We start from the raw sequence: 16,768 nt of genomic DNA, 5'->3' as shown, positions 1-16,768 counted from the left end.
AAATTCCTTGCCGCAGAACGCTTCCATATAAACCTGAAGGGCTCTAAAAAAATACGGGCGATGGCTAACCCATCGCCCGACATTGAAAGCGTATCCGGATGGCCTGCGGCAGCAGGCCGGTTTCCGTCAGATATCCAGATTGGCCACCGAAAGCGCGTTGTCCTGGATGAAGTCGCGGCGCGGTTCGACCTCGTCGCCCATCAGGCGCGAGAACAGACCATCGGCGCTGGTGGCGTCCGACACCTTGACCTGCAGCAGCGAGCGGACATTGGGGTCCATCGTGGTTTCCCAGAGCTGCTCGGCATTCATCTCGCCGAGGCCTTTGTAACGCTGCGTTGTCAGCCCCCGGCGGCCGGCCTCGAACACGGCTTCCAGCATGGCGCGCGGGCCGTAGATGGTGAGGTCGCCATTCTTGCGGTGCAGGAGCGGCGGCTTGTCGTAGATATCGAACAGGCGCTGCTGCATCTGGTCGATATAGCGCGCATCGGTCGAGCCGATCAGCCCCATGTCGAGCGAGGCGACTTCCTTGACGCCGCGCACCGTGCGTTCGAAGCGCAGCCCGCCGTCGTCACGCACAAAGCCTTCCCAGCCGCGCTCGGTTTCCTCGGCGATCACGTCGAGCCGGGCTGCGATATCGGCGGCAAGGCGCTCGGCTTCCGCCTGATCCGTCACCCGTTCGGCGTTCAGAGCGCCGGCAATGGCCGCCTGCTCGACCACCGCGCGGTCGTAACGCGAATGGATGCCTTCCATGAGGTTGCGCATGCGGATCGCATCGACGATCACCTGACGCAGGTCCGCTCCGGCACGCACCTCGCCGGAAGCCAGGTGCAGGGCTGCATCCTCAAGGCCCTGATCGATCAGGTAATCCTCGAGCGCCTGCTCGTTCTTCAGGTATTGCGTCGATTTCCCGCGCGTTACCTTGTAGAGCGGCGGCTGGGCGATATAGAGATGCCCGCGCTCGATCAGCTCCGGCATCTGCCGGAAGAAGAAGGTCAGAAGCAGGGTGCGGATATGCGCGCCGTCCACGTCAGCATCGGTCATGATGATGATCTTGTGGTAGCGCAGCTTTTCCGGATTGTACTCGTCCTTGCCGATGCCGGTGCCCAGCGCGGTAATCATCGTGCCGATTTCCTGGCTCGACAGCATCTTGTCGAAACGCGCGCGTTCGACATTCAGGATCTTGCCGCGCAGCGGCAGGATCGCCTGGGTTTCGCGCGAACGGCCCTGCTTGGCGGAGCCACCGGCGGAATCGCCCTCCACCAGGATCAGTTCGGATTTCGACGGATCGCGGTTGGAGCAGTCGGCAAGCTTGCCCGGCAGCGAAGCGATATCGAGCGCGCCCTTGCGCCGCGTCAGTTCACGCGCACGCCGCGCCGCCTCACGGGCGGAAGCGGCTTCGGCCACCTTGGTAACCAGCACGCGGGCCTCGTTCGGGTGCTCTTCCAGCCACTGGCCGAGCGCCTCGTTGACACAGCTTTCGACCACCGGACGCACCTCGGAGGAGACCAGCTTGTCCTTGGTCTGCGAGGAGAATTTCGGGTCCGGCACCTTGACCGAAAGCACAGCCGTCAGGCCCTCGCGGCAGTCATCACCGGTCAGCGTTACCTTTTCGCGCTTCAGAATGCCGGAAGTGTCGGCATAGGACACCATCTGCCGGGTCAGCGCGCCGCGAAAACCGGCCATGTGGGTGCCGCCATCGCGCTGGGGAATGTTGTTGGTAAAGCACAGCACATTTTCGTGGTAGCTGTCGTTCCACCACATCGCCACCTCGACGGTGATGCCGTCCTTTTCGGTGGAAATGGCGATCGGCTCGTCAACCAGCGGCTTTTTCGAACGGTCGAGATAGGTCACGAAGGCGGCCAGACCGCCGTCATAATGCATCTCCTTGGAAACCGGTTCGGCATGGCGGTTATCGGTCAGCAGAATGCGCACGCCGGAATTCAGGAAGGCCAGTTCGTGCAGGCGCTTTTCCAGCGTGTCATAGTCGAATTCGACCATGGTGAAAGTTTCGTGGCTCGGCATGAAGGTGAGCTCCGTGCCGGTCTCGTCGCCCGCATCGCCGATGACTTCCAGCGGCTTGTCGGCAACGCCATGGGTGAACGAAATCTCGTGGAGCTTGCCATTGCGCTTGATCTTCAGCTTCAGCCAGACCGAAAGCGCGTTGACCACGGAAACGCCCACGCCGTGCAGGCCGCCGGATACCTTGTAGGAGTTCTGGTCGAACTTGCCGCCGGCATGCAGCTGGGTCATGATCACTTCGGCAGCCGAAATCCCCTCGCCGGTATGGATATCGGTGGGAATGCCGCGGCCATTATCGGTCACGGAAACAGAGCCGTCGGGGTTCAGGGTCACGGTCACAAGGTCGGCATAGCCGCCGAGCGCCTCGTCGATGGCGTTGTCGACCACCTCGTAGACCATGTGATGCAGACCCGAGCCATCATCCGTATCGCCGATATACATGCCGGGACGTTTGCGCACGGCGTCGAGGCCCTTGAGAACCTTGATCGAATCGGCGCCGTATTCGGCCGGAAGGCCGACGGCTGTTTCTGGTGTTTCGCTCATCAACAGGTCTTTCCGAATGTGTCAGGGGTACGGCGGCTCAAAACACGCCGAATCACTGCTTTTTCAAGCGTCGAGCTTAGGGGAAAAGCCGTTTCCGCTCAAATCTCTGCGGCCCCTTTTACAGCCAAATTGGGGATAAACCTAGCCCGTTTCAATGACGCGCCCGCAAGCCCTGGCACGGCCGGCTGCAATGGGGTGCCGCAGACAGGCGGTTTTTGCCGGAAAGTGCCCTTTCATTCCCGCAAAACACGACAAAGGCGGCGCTCCTCACGGGGAGCGCCGCCTGGAAATTTCGGATCAGTATTGCGACAATGCCTGAGCGGGCTCAGCCTGCCTTGCGGCGGATCCAGCGTTCGCTGGGTTCAATCAGCGCCGCATCGGCGAAAGTTGCCATCTCGTGTTCGGCCCTGTCATGGGTCAGGATACCGTTCCAATGAAGGTAGAGATAGCTGTCACGAATGATCTGGTTGGTCGAGGGTAGTTTGGCAGCGGTACTGCGTACACGATCGGAATGGGCGGCCATCAGGGCCATTTCCTTCTCCATGGAATACTTGGCGTTTTGGGAGGCGCTTCAGGCGGGAAACGTCTTTCGCATTCGAGGCTCCATACGAAACTTGCAGGGCCGGATGCAGAAGAACCTCTTGGCCAGAAGCTGTATCGAGGCCCCGAATGCAATTTCAGGCTAGTAAAGCGGACTGCATTCTTCCTTGATCTCCCTCAAATCCCGTGAAAATCGTCATTTTTCGGGCTTAACGCGCCAGTTTTTGGTCGACCAATAAATCGAGTGCACCGATGGCCTCCTCATCGAGCTGACCGATGACTCGCGAAAGCCGGTTGGCAAAGGCGGTGTGGGCGGCCGGCAGACCGGCGGTGTCGACCACCACGCGCGGGTCCGATTGGTCGGCGATTGCAAACAATGCTTCGGCATCGTCCCAGATGATGTGGAAATAACCGGCGACGCGCTGGAGGAAATCGAAACTCGGCTTGCCGCGCCGCCCGTGTTCGAGCGCGGACAGGTAGGCAGCCGACACGCCGATGGCTTCGGCCATCTGTTTTTGCGACACGCCGCGCTCTGCCCTCAGCTTACGAACGGCTTCTCCGAACGGCGTCATGCTCATGTCCCTTTCTCCGGGCAAGGCGCACGTAAAGCGCGCCCTCGCCGCCATGCTGCCGGGCCGCCGTCTCGTAGGAAGAAATCAGCGGCCTGAAGTCCGGCAGTGAAAACCAGATCGGCACCGATCGTTTCAACACGCCATCGCTGCCGATCGACCCGCCCTTGCCGGTGATCACCAGAATATGCCGGTGCCCCCTGTCATATGCGCGGCGCAAAAACGCCAGAAGCAGCGCATGCGCCTCGTCCTGAAACAGGCCGTGCAGGTCAATCCTGGCATCGATCGACAACCGCCCGTTGGCCAGCTTGCGCTTGACGGGCCGCTCGAGCGGATGGTGCCTGCGGACCTGATCCTGCGTCTGTTTTTTCGGCAAGGCGAGGGGTGAAACGCTGGTTTTTCCTGTGTCGGCCTTTTTGCCTTCGGCGGCAATGCCATTCATCAGGTCGGGAAAACTTTCCGCGCGTGCGACGGGCTTTTCCAGCTTTTTACCGGGCAGTGGCCGCGCGGTACGGGCGACCTTGTTCCACAATTCCCGTTCTTCGGACGAGAGCTTCCGGCGGCTCATCTTGACAGAAACTCCCGGCACAAGAAGCGGCGCTCAGGCGCCGCTTTCATCGGACAGAAACAAGACCTATTCGGAGGCCGTGGCGATCAGCTTCCAGTTCGGATCCCGCGCCCGCGTGTCGCGCGCAAAGGTCCACAGATCTCGGACTTCGGCGATCTGCTCGGCATCACCGTCGACAATCCCGCCATCCTTGTCATAGGTCGCGGAAATCATCTGACTGACGATCCGAAGTGTGATCCGGGCCTCGGTCTTTTCAACTTCCGCCTCGGTGACCTCGGCCTTCTCGATGCCGACAAAGCTTGCCTTGACGGATTCGCCAGCCGCCTCGCGCTCGCTGATGGCGGCGTTGAAGCCCTCATAGACTTCCTTGGACAGCAGGTTCTTCAGCGTTCGCCGGTCGCCATCGGCAAAGGCCATGACGATCATCTCATAGGCCGAACGCGCGCCCTTGAGAAACGCATCGGGATCGAATTGCGGGTCGGCTTCGACAATCGTCCTGAGCCCGGTATTGACCGCGCTTCCTTCCGGGGCAATCTTGTCGACAGCAGCCATGCGGGCGGCCTTGTCGTCCTTTTCCGCGCCAGGCAGCGTGATCACATTGCTCTCCGGACGGGCGTCATCCGTCGCATCGGTGCGCGAGCGCATCGGGCTTTGCTCGTAACGCGGTTTCTCGTTGCCCGTACGGCGGCCCAGAACATTGCGGAGCTGGAAAAAAATCACCACCGCAGCAATCAGGAAGAAGAGTGTAATCAGATCGCTTGTGCCCATTTTGGTGTTAACCGCCGTTTTCCTTGTTGTTTCCCACCCCCATATAGACTTCACAGGGCCATGATTCAAATGTAACACTTCGGATGAAGGCGTTCATTTCGTCATGATCATAACCAAAGACGGACCGAACAGGAAACCGATTTGCCGCTTCTGATTACTATTATCCTTTTCCCTTTCGTGGAAATCGCCGGATTCATCATCATCGGCCGTGCCATAGGCCTGTTTCCGACACTGGGGCTGATCGTCCTTACCGCCGTCATCGGCGCGATCCTTCTGCGCGTTCAGGGCTTCGGCGTGCTGCAGCGGTTGCAGACGGATGTGCGCGACGGCGGCGATCCGGGCCGCGAAATGGTACATGGCGCGATGATCGTGTTTGCGGGCATTCTCCTGCTGATCCCCGGCTTCGTCACCGACATTATCGGCTTCCTGCTGTTCATCCCGCCATTCAGGGATTTCGTGTGGCGGCGGATCAGCAAGAACATGGTCGTGGTCTCACAGGGCTCCGGCTTCTTTCGCGCCGGGCCCGGACCGGGCGGTGCGCGCGGACCGCGCAAGCCGGGCGGCAAGGGGCCGACCGTGGTCGATCTCGATGCCGAGGACTTTTCCTCCGGCTCCGGCGACCCGGATTCGCCCTGGGCCGAACATGACCGGCTGAACGATGACCGCAACGATGATGACAAACGCAACGGCAAGGACCGTTAGCCTGTCCGCTGCATTTGCTAAGACCGCCCGGCCGCAATCGCCCCACGCCCTGCGCTGCGGGCTTTTCGGCGGCCCGCCGGAGGGTTGTGCGGCGGCTCCCTAAATGCTAACTGGCAACCCAAATTGACCCACTCGAAAGGACGCGAAATGGCAGAAGAAAATGGTGCGGAGAAAAAGGAAAGCCCTTCGCTGAGCATTCTGACCCAGTACATCAAGGATCTTTCCTTCGAAAATCCCGGTGCCCCGGCTTCGCTGCAGAAGCGTGACGGCCAGCCGAACATCAACATCAGTGTCAACGTCAATGCCAATCCGCTTGGCGAAGACAATTACGATGTTCTCCTTTCGCTGAAAGCCGAAGCCAAGTCCAACGACAAGACGCTGTTCCTGTGCGAGCTGGTCTATGGCGGCGTCTTCCGGGTCGCGAACTTCCCCAAGGAGCATGTGCTGCCGATGCTGTTCATCGAATGCCCGCGCCTGCTGTTCCCGTTTGCCCGCCAGATCGTGGCCGACGCGACCCGCAATGGCGGTTACCCGCCGCTTCTGGTGGACCCGATCGACTTTGCACAGATGTTCCAGAAGCGCATGGCCGAGGAACAGGCCCGCGCCAAGGTGCAGCAGCCCGCCAACTGAGCAGGCTGACAGATCATTTAAAAAAACCCGGCCGCCGTGCCGGGTTTTTTTATTGTTTCAGCGATCCGATGTTTCCCGGCGCGGATTGAGCCAGGGGGCGGCGTTTTCGGGCGCGAGCGGCTGACGACCGAGGATGTGGTCGCTGGCCTTTTCGCCGACCATGATCGACGGAGCGTTGAGATTGCCGTTGGTGATGCGCGGAAAGATCGAACTGTCGGCGACCCTCAAGCCATCGACACCGATCACCCGGCATTCGGGATCAACCACGGCCATCGGGTCATCGGCGCGGCCCATCCTCGCCGTGCCGCAGGGATGATAGGCGCTTTCGGCGTGTTCGCGGATAAAGCCGTCGATCTCGTCATCGCTTTGAACATCGCCGCCCGGCTGGATTTCCTTGCCGCGATAGGGATCGAAGGCGGCCTGCGCGAAAATCTCCCGCGTCAGCCGCACGCAATGGCGGAAATCGGCCCAGTCCTGTTCATGGCTCATATAGTTGAAGACGATTTTCGGCGCGTCCTTCGGGTCGGTGCCCTTCAGCGTTATTTCTCCGCGTGAGGGCGAGCGCATCGGCCCGACATGGGCTTGAAAACCGTGGCCCTCGGCCGGTGCCGTGCCATCGTAACGCACCGCCATCGGCAGGAAATGATACTGGATATCGGGATACTCGACGCCTGGCCGCGAGCGCACGAAGGCCGCGCTTTCGAACTGGTTGGAGGCGCCGATACCGTTCTTGAACAACAGCCACTGCGCGCCGGCCAGCCCCTTGCCGAAGATGTTCCAGTGCTTGTAGAGCGTGATTGGCTGGGTGCTGGCCTGCTGGATATAGACTTCCAGATGGTCCTGCAGGTTCTTGCCCACGCCGGACCGGTCGGCAATAACGGGAATGTCGTGTTCGGCAAGTTCTGCCGCCGGACCGATGCCGGAAAGCAGCAGCAGTTTCGGCGTGTTGATCGAAGACGCCGCCAGAATGACCTCGCGGCGGGCGCGGATCGTCTCGACATGGCCGCCACGCTCGATCTCGACGCCGACGGCGCGGCCATCCTCGATGATCACCTTGCGGGCGAAACAGTGGATCAGGTCGAGATTTTGCCGTTTGAGAGCGGGCTTCAGATAGGCATTGGCCGCCGACCAGCGCCGGCCCTTCCAGACCGTCTGCTCCATCGGGCCGAAGCCTTCCTGCTTCTCGCCGTTATAATCGCCAGTCGCCTCGAAACCCGCCTGTTTACCCGCCTCGACGAAGGCATGAAACAGCGGGTTCTTGCGCGGCCCGCGCGTGACATGCAGCGGCCCGTCCTTGCCCCGCCATGACGGATCGCCGCCATGGCCGCCCTCATGCCAGTGCTCCATGCGCTTGAAATAGGGCAGCACATCCGCATAGCCCCAGCCGGTCGCGCCGCTTGTCTCCCAGTGGTCATAGTCGCGCGCGTGTCCCCGGACATAGACCATGCCGTTGATCGAGGAGGACCCGCCGATCACCTTGCCGCGCGGGGTCACCAGACGGCGATTGCCCAGATGCGGCTCCGGCTCGGAAACAAAACCCCAGTCATAGCGCTTCATGTTCATCGGATAGGAAAGGGCTGCCGGCATCTGGATGAAGGGTCCGATATCGGTCCCGCCGAATTCCAGCACCAGCACGGAATGCCTGCCGTCTTCGGAGAGACGCGCGGCCATTGCCGAGCCTGCCGAACCCGAACCAACGATGACAAAATCTGCTTCAGTCAATTTCGAACCTTTCATTGCCGCGATGGGCAAATGTTTTACGAGGCGCCGCTTGCGGCGATTAACCGCCCCCTCGTTACCCGACACGCTCTCCCCCTCTCAGCGTCATCCTCGGGCTTGACCCGAGGATCTAGTCCCCTTTCCACACGAGACGCGTACCGGCTGTCCCGCCAGGGTATTTCACTGCAAGAGCCGCCTACTCCGTGCGCGACCAGCCGGCGTTGCACTCTCTCCCCTATCCCCTTGCGTCATCTTCGGGCTTGACCCCGAGTGGTGGCGGCCTTGCTCACCTCAGCCACCTCAAGCGAAGTGATGACGGGCTCCTCTTCCCGCACCGCTCAATACGAACTGTCGACCTTGCCAAGCGCCACCTGCACGGTCTTCAGCTGAGAATAAAACTCCATCGCCGCGCGGCCGTTTTCGCGGCCGAAGCCGGATTGCTTGACGCCGCCGAAGGGAATTTCGACCGGGGTCAGGTTATAGGTGTTGATCCAGCAGATGCCGGCCTGAAGCGCGGCCGCCACGCGATGGCCGCGGGCAAGATTTTGCGTGAACACGCCGGCCGCCAGACCGAAGGGCGTGCCGTTGGCGCGGGCGATCACTTCCTCTTCCGTTTCGAAGGCGAGCACGCTCATCACCGGCCCGAAGATTTCTTCGCGTGCGATCGTCATGTCGTCGGTGACATCGGCAAAGACGGTGGGCTCGATATAGGCGCCCCGGGCGAAAGCCTCGCCCGCAGGAACCCCGCCGCCGATCACCAGCCGGGCGCCCTCGCCTCTGCCGGCCTCGATATAGGACAGCACTTTTTGTCGCTGCGCCTCGGAAATCAGCGGTCCGAGATGGGTTTCCGGGTCGAGCGGATCGCCAAGCCGGATCGTGTTGGTGCGTTCTGCAAGGCGGGTCAGAAAGGCCTCCAGAATGGATTTCTGCACGAACACGCGGGTGCCGTTGGAGCAGATCTGGCCGGTGGAATAGAAATTGCCGAGCATGGCGCCGCCGATCGCGTCTTCCAGATCGGCATCCTCGAACACAACCATCGGCGATTTGCCGCCAAGTTCCATGGTGGCGTGACGCATGCCCGAGGCCGCCGCCGCATAGACCTTGCCGCCGGTCGGGACCGAACCGGTGAGCGACACTTTTGCGGTCTTTTCATGGGTGGAAAGGGCAGCCCCCACATCGCCAAAGCCCTGCACCACATTGAAAAGCCCCTTCGGCGCACCGGCTTCCATGAGGATTTCAGCCAGTTTCAGCGCCGAAAGCGGCGTCATTTCAGACGGCTTGAACACCATGGCATTGCCGCAGGCAAGCGCAGGTGCGGCCTTCCACGAGGCGATCTGGATCGGGTAGTTCCACGCGCCGATGCCGACACAGACGCCGAGCGGCTCGCGCTTTGTATAGGCAAAACCTTCGGCAAGCGGCACGCTTTCACCGGAAAGACCGGCAGCCTGCGCGGAAAACCATTCAAGCGCATCCGCACCCGAAGCGGCATCGGCCACCAGCGTTTCCTGAATGGCCTTGCCGGTGTCGAGCGTTTCAAGCTCCGACAGTTCGTCATTGCGCTCGCGCATCAGGTCGGATGCCCTTCGCAGCACGCGGGCGCGCTCGACCGGCAGCCACGCCGCCCATTCGCGCTGGGCGCGTTCGGCAGCCGTCATGGCGCGTTCGATGATTGCTGGTGTGGCAGCATGAAGTGTGGCAATCACTTCGCCGGTGGCCGGGTTGATGCTGTCAAAGGCCCGGCCGGCGTCATCCTCGACATAGTCGCCATCGATGAAATGGCTGGCTTGTGCACGCATTGTCATTCTCCGCTTGGTCAGCGTTCGTTCTTTCGCGGCGCTAAAGCGCCTATTCGTCGCGGGGCCAGCGCTGGCTGGCTTCCAGAATGTTGAGATCCATGTGGTTGCGCATGAACCGCTCCGAGGCATCCTTCATCGGCTGGTAGTCCCACGGCCGGTAGTCGCCGGCCCTCAGCGCCTCATAGACGATATGGCGGCGCGCCTGGCTTTCGCGGATTTCGGCATCATAGGCGGCCATGTCCCAGTATTCGCGCACCTTCGCTGCAAAACCGGCAACGGTTTCGGCATGGGCGGGATCGTCTGCCAGATTGGTCAGCTCGTGCGGATCGGCTTCAAGATCGAAAAGCTGCGGGGGATCGAGTTCGCAGTGATTATACTTGAACCGACCCTCGCGGATCGAAACCAGCGGCGCTTCGGAGGCTTCGGCGGCATATTCCATGCGCACCGGCATTTTCCGTTCCGCGCCCGCAGCCACCGGCACAAGGCTTTCGCCATCGCTCCACGGAGAAACCGCCGCGGTGTCGATGCCGGCGAGATCGGCAAGCGTTGCCGCGATATCGACGGTCGAGGCCGGGGTTTTGACAAGGCCCGGTTTCATGCCGGGGGCGGAAATCATCAGCGGCACGCGCGACGAGCCCTCATAGAAGCTCATCTTGAACCACAGCCCGCGTTCGCCGAGCATGTCGCCATGGTCGGAAAGGAACACGATCACCGTATCCTCGGCCAGCCCGACGCCTTCGAGCGCTTCGAGGATTTCACCGATCTTGTCGTCGACATAGGAGACATTGGCGAAATAGGCCCGGCGCGCGCGGCGGACATCTTCCTTCGAGATATCGAATTTCTGCCAGTCATTGGCATCGAAAATCCGCTTCGAATGGCCGTCCTGCGCGTCATAATCGATGGTGCCGACCTCCGGTTCCAGATGGTCGCAATCCTCGTAGAGATCCCAGTATTTCTTCCGCGCCACATAGGGATCGTGCGGGTGGGTGAAGGAGACGGTCAGCATGAACGGACGGTCATCCTTGCGGCGGCCGAGATCATAGACCTTGCGCACCGCCTCATAGGCAACCTCGTCGTCATATTCGAGCTGGTTGGAGATTTCGCCGACGCCTGCCCCCGTCACCGATCCCATATTGTGATACCACCAGTCGATGCGCTCGCCCGGCTTGCCGTAATCCGGCGTCCAGCCATAATCGGCGGGGTAGACATCGGTGGTCAGCCGTTCCTCGAAACCATGGAGCTGATCGGGGCCGACGAAGTGCATCTTGCCGGCAAGCGATGTCTGGTAACCGGCGCGGCGCAAATGATGGGCATAGGTCGGGATGTCGGGCGAGAACTCGGCGGCATTGTCATAGACGCGGGTGCGGCGCGGCAGTTGACCGCTCATGAACGAGGCGCGCGCCGGCGCGCACAACGGCGAGCCGGTATAGGCATTTTGAAAACGCGTCGAACGCTGGCTGAGTTTCTTCAGGTTCGGCGTGTGCAGAAAGTCGGCCGGGCCATCGGGAAACAGGGTTCCGGCAAGCTGGTCGACCATGAGAACGAGAATGTTCGGCCGCGCGGTCATGAAGACATCTCCTTGGCGAGTGTGAGTTCGAGATATTCTCTGGTCATTTCGATGGCGCCCTTGCGGCTGGTGCCGAAATCCTTCAGCGCCGCACGCAGGTAGAACCCGTCGATCATCGAGCCGAGACCGGCGGCGATGCGGTTTGCAGCGTCGCGGCTGACGCGCTGGCGCAGCGCAAAGACGAGATTGGAGCGCAGCCGCGCCTCGTAGATCGACAGAAGCCGGCTGGCATCGCTCTTGCGCTGGGCCTGAACGTAAAAGGCAAGCCAGGCGGCCACCACGGCGGGATCGAACTGGTCGGGGCCGAAACTGGCCTCGATCACGGCCACAAGCCGCTCCTCCGGTGTGCGGGCGGTCTTGTAGCGGGCCTTGACCGAAGCGCCGAACGCGTCGAGGATGCGCCGCATGGCCGCGAACAATATCTTGTCCTTGGAGCCGAAATAATGATGCGCGAGCGCAGGCGAGACGCCGGCCCGCTGCGCGATCTTGGCGACCGTGACCTCGACCATGCCGACCTTGCCGACTTCCTCGATCGCGGCCCGGACAAGGGCATCGCGACGGATCGTTTCCATTCCGGTTTTCGGCATCGGCTCAACCCGCTGAAAAAATGCTCAGAGACGTATAATGGCGAAGAAATATGCAACTTTGCCTGCTTCGCCGTTTACAGGAATTAACATATGTTATATTGATTGACTGATCAATCAAAGAAGCCAACAGTTTTTCGCCGCGTCGTTTTGAGGCGCAATGGCAATCTTGCAACGGACCCGAAAGGAACGCTGACATGTCTGATAACTTCCGAATGATCCTCGCAGCGCTTGCCGCCGCCACAACCCTTTCCGCCGGCGCTGCAGCAGCCCAGGAAACGGCCTGTGACAGCGTGAGCTTCTCCGATGTCGGCTGGACGGACATCACCACCACGACGGCAACGGCGAAACACCTGCTGGAAGGCCTCGGTTACGATGTCGACGTCAAGGTTCTGTCCGTTCCGGTCACCTTCGCATCGCTGAAGAGCGACGATGTCGACATCTTCCTCGGCAACTGGATGCCGGCCCAGAGCGGCGCGATTTCCCCTTACATCGACGAGGGCGAGATCGACGTTGTCGCCACCAATCTGGAAGGCACCAAATATACGCTGGCCGTACCGACCTACACCTATGAAAAGGGTCTGAAGACCTATGCCGACATCGCCAAGTTCGCCGATGAACTCGACGACAAGATCTACGGCATTGAGCCGGGCAATGAAGGCAATGCCTATCTCGTTTCGCTGATCGACGAGAACAAATACGACCTCAGTGATTTCGAGGTTGTCGAAAGCTCCGAACAGGGCATGCTGGCCATGGTCGGCCGCAAATACCGCCAGGAACAGCCGATCGTCTTCCTCGGCTGGGAACCGCACCCGATGAACGCCACCTATTCGCTGAAATACCTCACCGGCGGTGAGGACTTCTTCGGCGGCGAAGGCATTGTCCGCACTGTAACCCGCAAGGGCTACGCCGAAGAATGCCCGAATGTCGGCAAGCTTCTGACAAACCTCAAATTCTCCCTGCCGATGGAAAACGAGATCATGGGCAAGATCCTCAATGACGGCGAGAACGAGGGCGACGCCACGGCCGAATGGATCAAGGCCAATCCGGATGTGCTCGACGCCTGGCTGGACGGTGTGACCACCACCGCCGGCGAGCCGGGGCTGCCGGCCGTCAAGGCCTCGCTCGGCCTCTAAAGGCATAAATGGCCCGGAACGGCGCAATGCTTTCCGGGCCTTTCCATATCCAAGCGCGCTATGATGAATGTGCTGCCGCGGCAGCGCGGTCTGGGCGAGACCCAGGCCACCGGGGGAGAAGAAAAGGAGCACCCTCTTGCACTGGCTGACAGACTACAAGATCCCGCTCGGGCGCTGGGCCCAGGACATCTTCGACTGGCTGCAGATGCATGGCGGCTGGTTTTTCGACGGTCTGGCCGAGATCATGGGCTGGCTCATCGACAGACTGTTGTGGCTGCTACAGGCTCCCGGCCCCATCGTGGTGGCGATCATCGTTGCCGCATTCGCCTACTGGCTGCAGCGCAACTGGAAAGTCTCGCTCTTCGTCTTCCTCGGCTTTCTGTTCATCATCAATCAGGGCTATTGGGAAGAAACCACCGAAAGCCTGGCGCTGGTCATCTCCGCCTGCATCATCTGCATGGCCATCGGCGTGCCAATCGGGATTTTCACCGCCCACCGGCCGCGTTTTTATCAGGTGCTGCAGCCGGTTCTCGACCTGATGCAGACGCTGCCGCCCTTCGTCTATCTCATTCCTGCGATCATCTTCTTCGGCATCGGCATGGTGCCGGGCCTGCTGGCAACGGTGATCTTCGTCATCCCGGCCTCCATCCGCCTCACCCATCTGGGCGTTTCCTCTGTGCCGAAGCCGCTGCTGGAAGCCGCCGACGCCTTCGGTGGCACCGGCTGGCAGAAGCTGACCAAGGTCGAGCTGCATTATGCGCTGCCGCAGATCATGGCCGGGCTCAACCAGACCATCATGCTATCGCTGTCGATGGTGGTTGTTGCCGCCCTTGTCGGCGCCGACGGCCTTGGCGTGCCGGTGGTGCGCGCACTCAACCAGGTCAATCCCGCGCTCGGTTTCGAAAGCGGCTTCGTCATCGTCGTCGTCGCCATCATCCTCGACCGGGTTCTCAAGATCGGAGGGCGCAACAATGGCTGATGCGGTTGTCTTTGAAGATGTGAATATCGTTTTCGGCGACAGGCCGGAAACCGCCCTGCCCCTGATGGACGCCGGCAAGGACCGCGCCGAAGTGCAGGACGAAACCGGCCAGGTGCTCGGCGTGCATAATTGCTCGCTCACCGTCGGCGAAGGCGAGCTTCTGGTGCTGATGGGTCTTTCGGGTTCGGGAAAATCGACCCTGCTACGCGCCGTCAACCGGCTCAACCCGGTCTGCCGCGGCCGCGTTCTGGTCAATGACGGCACGCAGATGACCGATGTGACCTCGGCCGACAGCAAAACCTTGCGCCATATCCGCCTGCAGCGGGTTTCCATGGTGTTTCAGCAGTTCGGCCTGCTGCCCTGGCGCAATGTCCGCGACAATGTCGCGCTCGGCCTGGAATTTGCCGGCCTGGGCAAGAAGGAACGGCTGGAAAAGGCCGAAGCCCAGCTGGAACTCGTCGGCCTGAAGGACTGGGGCAACCAGCTTGTGGGCGAATTGTCCGGCGGCATGCAGCAGCGCGTCGGCCTTGCCCGCGCCTTTGCCACCGAAGCGCCGATCCTGTTGATGGACGAGCCGTTTTCAGCGCTTGATCCGCTGATCCGCACCCGGCTTCAGGACGAACTGATCGAATTGCAGCGCAATCTGAAACGCACCATCATCTTCGTCAGTCACGACCTCGACGAGGCTTTCAAGATCGGCGACCGGATCGCGATCATGGAAGGCGGGCGGATCGTCCAGTGCGGCACGCCGTCGGAAATCGTGCGGCAGCCTGCCGACGCCTATGTCGCCGACTTCGTCGCCAATGTGAACCCGCTTGGCGTCCTGCGCGCTGCCGATGTGATGAGCGACGATGACGCACCGCTCGACGCGCACCCCGTCAATATCAACACCAAGCTGGCGGACATGATGGATGCGCTCGGCAAGGGCGCGACCTTGAGCGTGGTCGACGGCAACGGCAAAACCGTCGGCAGCGTCCGCCCGTCCAATGTCGTCACCGCGCTCAACCCGGCGACACCGCTCGGGTAAAGCGTTTCAGACTGACGACAGACTATGAAAGGGCGCTCTTTCGGGGCGCCTTTTTCAATGCGTGAAGGATACAACCATCAGCGCGGCATCAGGAAGAATTCCAGCACGCCGGTACGGATCGCCCGGCGCTTGACCTTGCTCTTGAACGGCAGCGACATCATGTTTCCAAGCAGGCGGCAGGCCTTGTAGGGGCCATAATAGTGATCGATTTTCTCGCGCTCATCATCGTGTTCCGGCACGACCGCGTTGGGATCGACGTGTTTTTTATAAAGCCCGATCCATTCATTGTGCGTGTAGCAGGTCCTGAAGGAATTGGGGTGGACCTTCATGAAGAAGGTCGGCTTCGACGGCTGCAGATTGAACTGGTCGAAAGACAGCAGCACGAAATTTGAAGCAAAATAGCGCTCCGTTGCCAGAACGGCCGCCTCGTTGCCATCATTGTAGCATGCACACGGCACCGCCCGGCCATCGCGACGCAGGGCGTTGACGAAGATGTGCTGTTCGGGGGTGTAGCGGTTGTAGCGTCGGTCCCCGGTGTCCCAACTGGCTTCCTCCTCCGTCATCAGCGGCACGTCGAAGAGCTTGCGGATGTCATCCGTCCGCCCGAAAAAGGCAAGATCCGAAGGATGGAACGGAAAGCGCAGCCGCGAACTTGGATTTCGGGAGAAATAGCTGCAGGCCAACAGTTTATGCGAAAACAGCGCATAATCATCATCGCTGTCGGGAAAGGCATCGAAGAAATCGAGAAAGCCGTTCCCGTTCAGCCTGAAATCGGTCCGCAGGCGAAAACAATAAGGGGTCGTGACCTTCTCCAGCCCAGCGCGTGTCCCGACAATCTGCCGGTTGACGTTGTTGGCCTTTTCACCGGGCTGATCGGAATAATAGAAAAACCCCGGATCCTCGCAAAGGGCCAGTTCATCGAAATCAAGGCCCGTGACATCTGTTCCGATCCAGCTCGACAGGACGATCCGCGATCGCGGAAAAATCCTGCGTACAGCCGCAAAGCTGTCGCGAACAAAGGATTTGTCCACGACCCCCTGAAACAGGAATGTGATCTCTTTCGTGTCCATCAGTAACTGACCGGTTTCCCCTGCGCCGCGAACAACCTGTTCCCGTTCCGCTCAGATTCTGGCGATATGGTCACGTCGACCATACCTTCGCCATATAATAACATTTTACACGCACCAAACTACAATATGCACGCCCCATACCGGAGCTGTCGAGCATCTTATTTCCCGAAGGTCGACGGGAACAAGGGGTCATACGGTAACACGCCGAATCTCGCCAAATGAATGCATTTCAATCCGGCCCGGATAAACTACCGGGATATTTGTCTGCTGTGGCGCCCGGCAATTTCACAACAACGTTGACAGTTCCCTCGGCAAGGCATTCGAAATCGGTCGCCTCGCCCGGCTCCATGACGATGATATCGCCCTCGCCATATTCCACACCATTCATTGCGACCCGTCCGGAAACAACAACCGTGTACTCGGTCGCGATGCGATGGTGATGCACTGCTTCTCTGTCTCCGCACCTGTAACGCTTGACGGCCACCTCGACATCACCGGTCCTACAAAGGCTTGGATCGAAATTGCCGATGAACCAGCCCTTGACCATGTCT

Annotated in this window: 16 protein-coding genes; 5 read left to right on the top strand and 11 right to left on the bottom strand. The window is 60.6% G+C overall.

Features of this window, described 5'->3' with window-relative positions; genetic code table 11:
* Positions 1 to 126: 126 nt before the first annotated feature.
* From gyrB to ABID12_RS00495, 5 genes are all read right to left on the bottom strand, one after another.
* Positions 127 to 2,562: a DNA topoisomerase (ATP-hydrolyzing) subunit B gene (gene gyrB / locus ABID12_RS00515; RefSeq protein WP_319518371.1), complete on the bottom strand. Its 2,436-nt coding sequence runs from the start codon at positions 2,560 to 2,562 to the stop codon at positions 127 to 129.
* 325 nt (positions 2,563 to 2,887) lie between these two features.
* On the bottom strand, positions 2,888 to 3,085 hold the full coding sequence (locus ABID12_RS00510) for a hypothetical protein (protein ID WP_354432666.1): 198 nt from the start codon (positions 3,083 to 3,085) through the stop codon (positions 2,888 to 2,890).
* 226 nt (positions 3,086 to 3,311) lie between these two features.
* Positions 3,312 to 3,674, bottom strand: a complete 363-nt coding sequence (locus ABID12_RS00505; RefSeq protein WP_106309459.1) for a helix-turn-helix domain-containing protein — start codon at positions 3,672 to 3,674, stop codon at positions 3,312 to 3,314.
* Positions 3,646 to 4,239, bottom strand: coding sequence for a Smr/MutS family protein (locus ABID12_RS00500; RefSeq protein WP_354432665.1), 594 nt, complete (start codon positions 4,237 to 4,239; stop codon positions 3,646 to 3,648). The genes ABID12_RS00505 and ABID12_RS00500 overlap by 29 nt, the downstream gene beginning before the upstream one ends.
* Before the next feature lie 66 nt (positions 4,240 to 4,305).
* Positions 4,306 to 5,007 carry a Tim44/TimA family putative adaptor protein gene (locus ABID12_RS00495; protein ID WP_106309197.1) on the bottom strand — a complete coding sequence of 234 codons (702 nt, stop codon included), beginning with the start codon at positions 5,005 to 5,007 and terminating at the stop codon, positions 4,306 to 4,308.
* Between the two features lie 141 nt (positions 5,008 to 5,148).
* Here ABID12_RS00495 and ABID12_RS00490 point away from each other — a divergent pair, with 141 nt between their 5' ends.
* Positions 5,149 to 5,709, top strand: a complete 561-nt coding sequence (locus ABID12_RS00490; RefSeq protein ID WP_354432664.1) for an FxsA family protein — start codon at positions 5,149 to 5,151, stop codon at positions 5,707 to 5,709.
* A 147-nt stretch (positions 5,710 to 5,856) separates the two neighbouring features.
* The gene (gene secB, locus ABID12_RS00485; RefSeq protein ID WP_106309203.1) at positions 5,857 to 6,339 is read left to right on the top strand and encodes a protein-export chaperone SecB; all 483 of its coding nucleotides are present in this window, start codon (positions 5,857 to 5,859) and stop codon (positions 6,337 to 6,339) included.
* A gap of 57 nt (positions 6,340 to 6,396) precedes the next feature.
* On the opposite strand, the gene betA is transcribed toward secB, so the two are convergent.
* The 4 genes from betA to betI form a co-directional block, all read right to left on the bottom strand.
* Positions 6,397 to 8,076, bottom strand: a complete 1,680-nt coding sequence (betA, locus tag ABID12_RS00480; RefSeq protein WP_354432663.1) for a choline dehydrogenase — start codon at positions 8,074 to 8,076, stop codon at positions 6,397 to 6,399.
* Between the two features lie 320 nt (positions 8,077 to 8,396).
* Entirely contained in the window at positions 8,397 to 9,854 is a 1,458-nt protein-coding gene (betB, locus tag ABID12_RS00475) for a betaine-aldehyde dehydrogenase (RefSeq protein WP_435528131.1), read from the bottom strand.
* Positions 9,855 to 9,903: 49 nt separating this feature from the next.
* Positions 9,904 to 11,421: a choline-sulfatase gene (betC, locus tag ABID12_RS00470; protein ID WP_106309211.1), complete on the bottom strand. Its 1,518-nt coding sequence runs from the start codon at positions 11,419 to 11,421 to the stop codon at positions 9,904 to 9,906.
* Positions 11,418 to 12,008, bottom strand: a complete 591-nt coding sequence (gene betI / locus ABID12_RS00465) for a transcriptional regulator BetI (protein ID WP_227023729.1) — start codon at positions 12,006 to 12,008, stop codon at positions 11,418 to 11,420. Before betI ends, betC begins: the two co-directional genes overlap by 4 nt.
* A 194-nt stretch (positions 12,009 to 12,202) precedes the next feature.
* Here betI and choX point away from each other — a divergent pair, with 194 nt between their 5' ends.
* The 3 genes from choX to choV all read left to right on the top strand — a co-directional run bounded on the left by choX (position 12,203) and on the right by choV (position 15,147).
* On the top strand, positions 12,203 to 13,141 hold the full coding sequence (gene choX, locus ABID12_RS00460) for a choline ABC transporter substrate-binding protein (RefSeq protein ID WP_354432661.1): 939 nt from the start codon (positions 12,203 to 12,205) through the stop codon (positions 13,139 to 13,141).
* Positions 13,142 to 13,277: 136 nt separating this feature from the next.
* Entirely contained in the window at positions 13,278 to 14,120 is an 843-nt protein-coding gene (choW, locus tag ABID12_RS00455; protein ID WP_106309220.1) for a choline ABC transporter permease subunit, read from the top strand.
* Complete coding sequence (gene choV / locus ABID12_RS00450; RefSeq protein WP_354432660.1) at positions 14,113 to 15,147, top strand: choline ABC transporter ATP-binding protein; 1,035 nt, start codon at positions 14,113 to 14,115, stop codon at positions 15,145 to 15,147. The genes choW and choV overlap by 8 nt, the downstream gene beginning before the upstream one ends.
* A gap of 77 nt (positions 15,148 to 15,224) precedes the next feature.
* Here choV and ABID12_RS00445 read toward each other — a convergent pair whose 3' ends face one another.
* Both ABID12_RS00445 and ABID12_RS00440 read right to left on the bottom strand, forming a co-directional pair.
* Positions 15,225 to 16,217: a WavE lipopolysaccharide synthesis family protein gene (locus ABID12_RS00445; RefSeq protein ID WP_354432659.1), complete on the bottom strand. Its 993-nt coding sequence runs from the start codon at positions 16,215 to 16,217 to the stop codon at positions 15,225 to 15,227.
* Between the two features lie 229 nt (positions 16,218 to 16,446).
* Positions 16,447 to 16,764 carry a hypothetical protein gene (locus ABID12_RS00440; protein WP_354432658.1) on the bottom strand — a complete coding sequence of 106 codons (318 nt, stop codon included), beginning with the start codon at positions 16,762 to 16,764 and terminating at the stop codon, positions 16,447 to 16,449.
* Positions 16,765 to 16,768 lie beyond the last annotated feature (4 nt).

Origin of the sequence: Martelella mangrovi, assembly GCF_040545495.1 — a bacterium.
Taxonomy (GTDB): Bacteria; Pseudomonadota; Alphaproteobacteria; order Rhizobiales; family Rhizobiaceae; genus Martelella; species Martelella mangrovi.
Note: the sequence above shows the minus strand (reverse complement) of the source record. Positions and strands in the feature narration are given on the sequence as shown.

Coding starts and splice junctions, on each gene's coding strand:
- gyrB (WP_319518371.1), bottom strand. CDS start 2,562: ATGAGCGAAACACCAGAAACAGCCGTCGGCCTTCCGGCCGAATACGGC.
- ABID12_RS00510 (WP_354432666.1), bottom strand. CDS start 3,085: ATGGCCGCCCATTCCGATCGTGTACGCAGTACCGCTGCCAAACTACCC.
- ABID12_RS00505 (WP_106309459.1), bottom strand. CDS start 3,674: ATGACGCCGTTCGGAGAAGCCGTTCGTAAGCTGAGGGCAGAGCGCGGC.
- ABID12_RS00500 (WP_354432665.1), bottom strand. CDS start 4,239: ATGAGCCGCCGGAAGCTCTCGTCCGAAGAACGGGAATTGTGGAACAAG.
- ABID12_RS00495 (WP_106309197.1), bottom strand. CDS start 5,007: ATGGGCACAAGCGATCTGATTACACTCTTCTTCCTGATTGCTGCGGTG.
- secB (WP_106309203.1), top strand. CDS start 5,857: ATGGCAGAAGAAAATGGTGCGGAGAAAAAGGAAAGCCCTTCGCTGAGC.
- betA (WP_354432663.1), bottom strand. CDS start 8,076: ATGAAAGGTTCGAAATTGACTGAAGCAGATTTTGTCATCGTTGGTTCG.
- betB (WP_435528131.1), bottom strand. CDS start 9,854: ATGCGTGCACAAGCCAGCCATTTCATCGATGGCGACTATGTCGAGGAT.
- betC (WP_106309211.1), bottom strand. CDS start 11,421: ATGACCGCGCGGCCGAACATTCTCGTTCTCATGGTCGACCAGCTTGCC.
- betI (WP_227023729.1), bottom strand. CDS start 12,008: ATGCCGAAAACCGGAATGGAAACGATCCGTCGCGATGCCCTTGTCCGG.
- choX (WP_354432661.1), top strand. CDS start 12,203: ATGTCTGATAACTTCCGAATGATCCTCGCAGCGCTTGCCGCCGCCACA.
- choV (WP_354432660.1), top strand. CDS start 14,113: ATGGCTGATGCGGTTGTCTTTGAAGATGTGAATATCGTTTTCGGCGAC.
- ABID12_RS00445 (WP_354432659.1), bottom strand. CDS start 16,217: ATGGACACGAAAGAGATCACATTCCTGTTTCAGGGGGTCGTGGACAAA.
- ABID12_RS00440 (WP_354432658.1), bottom strand. CDS start 16,764: ATGGTCAAGGGCTGGTTCATCGGCAATTTCGATCCAAGCCTTTGTAGG.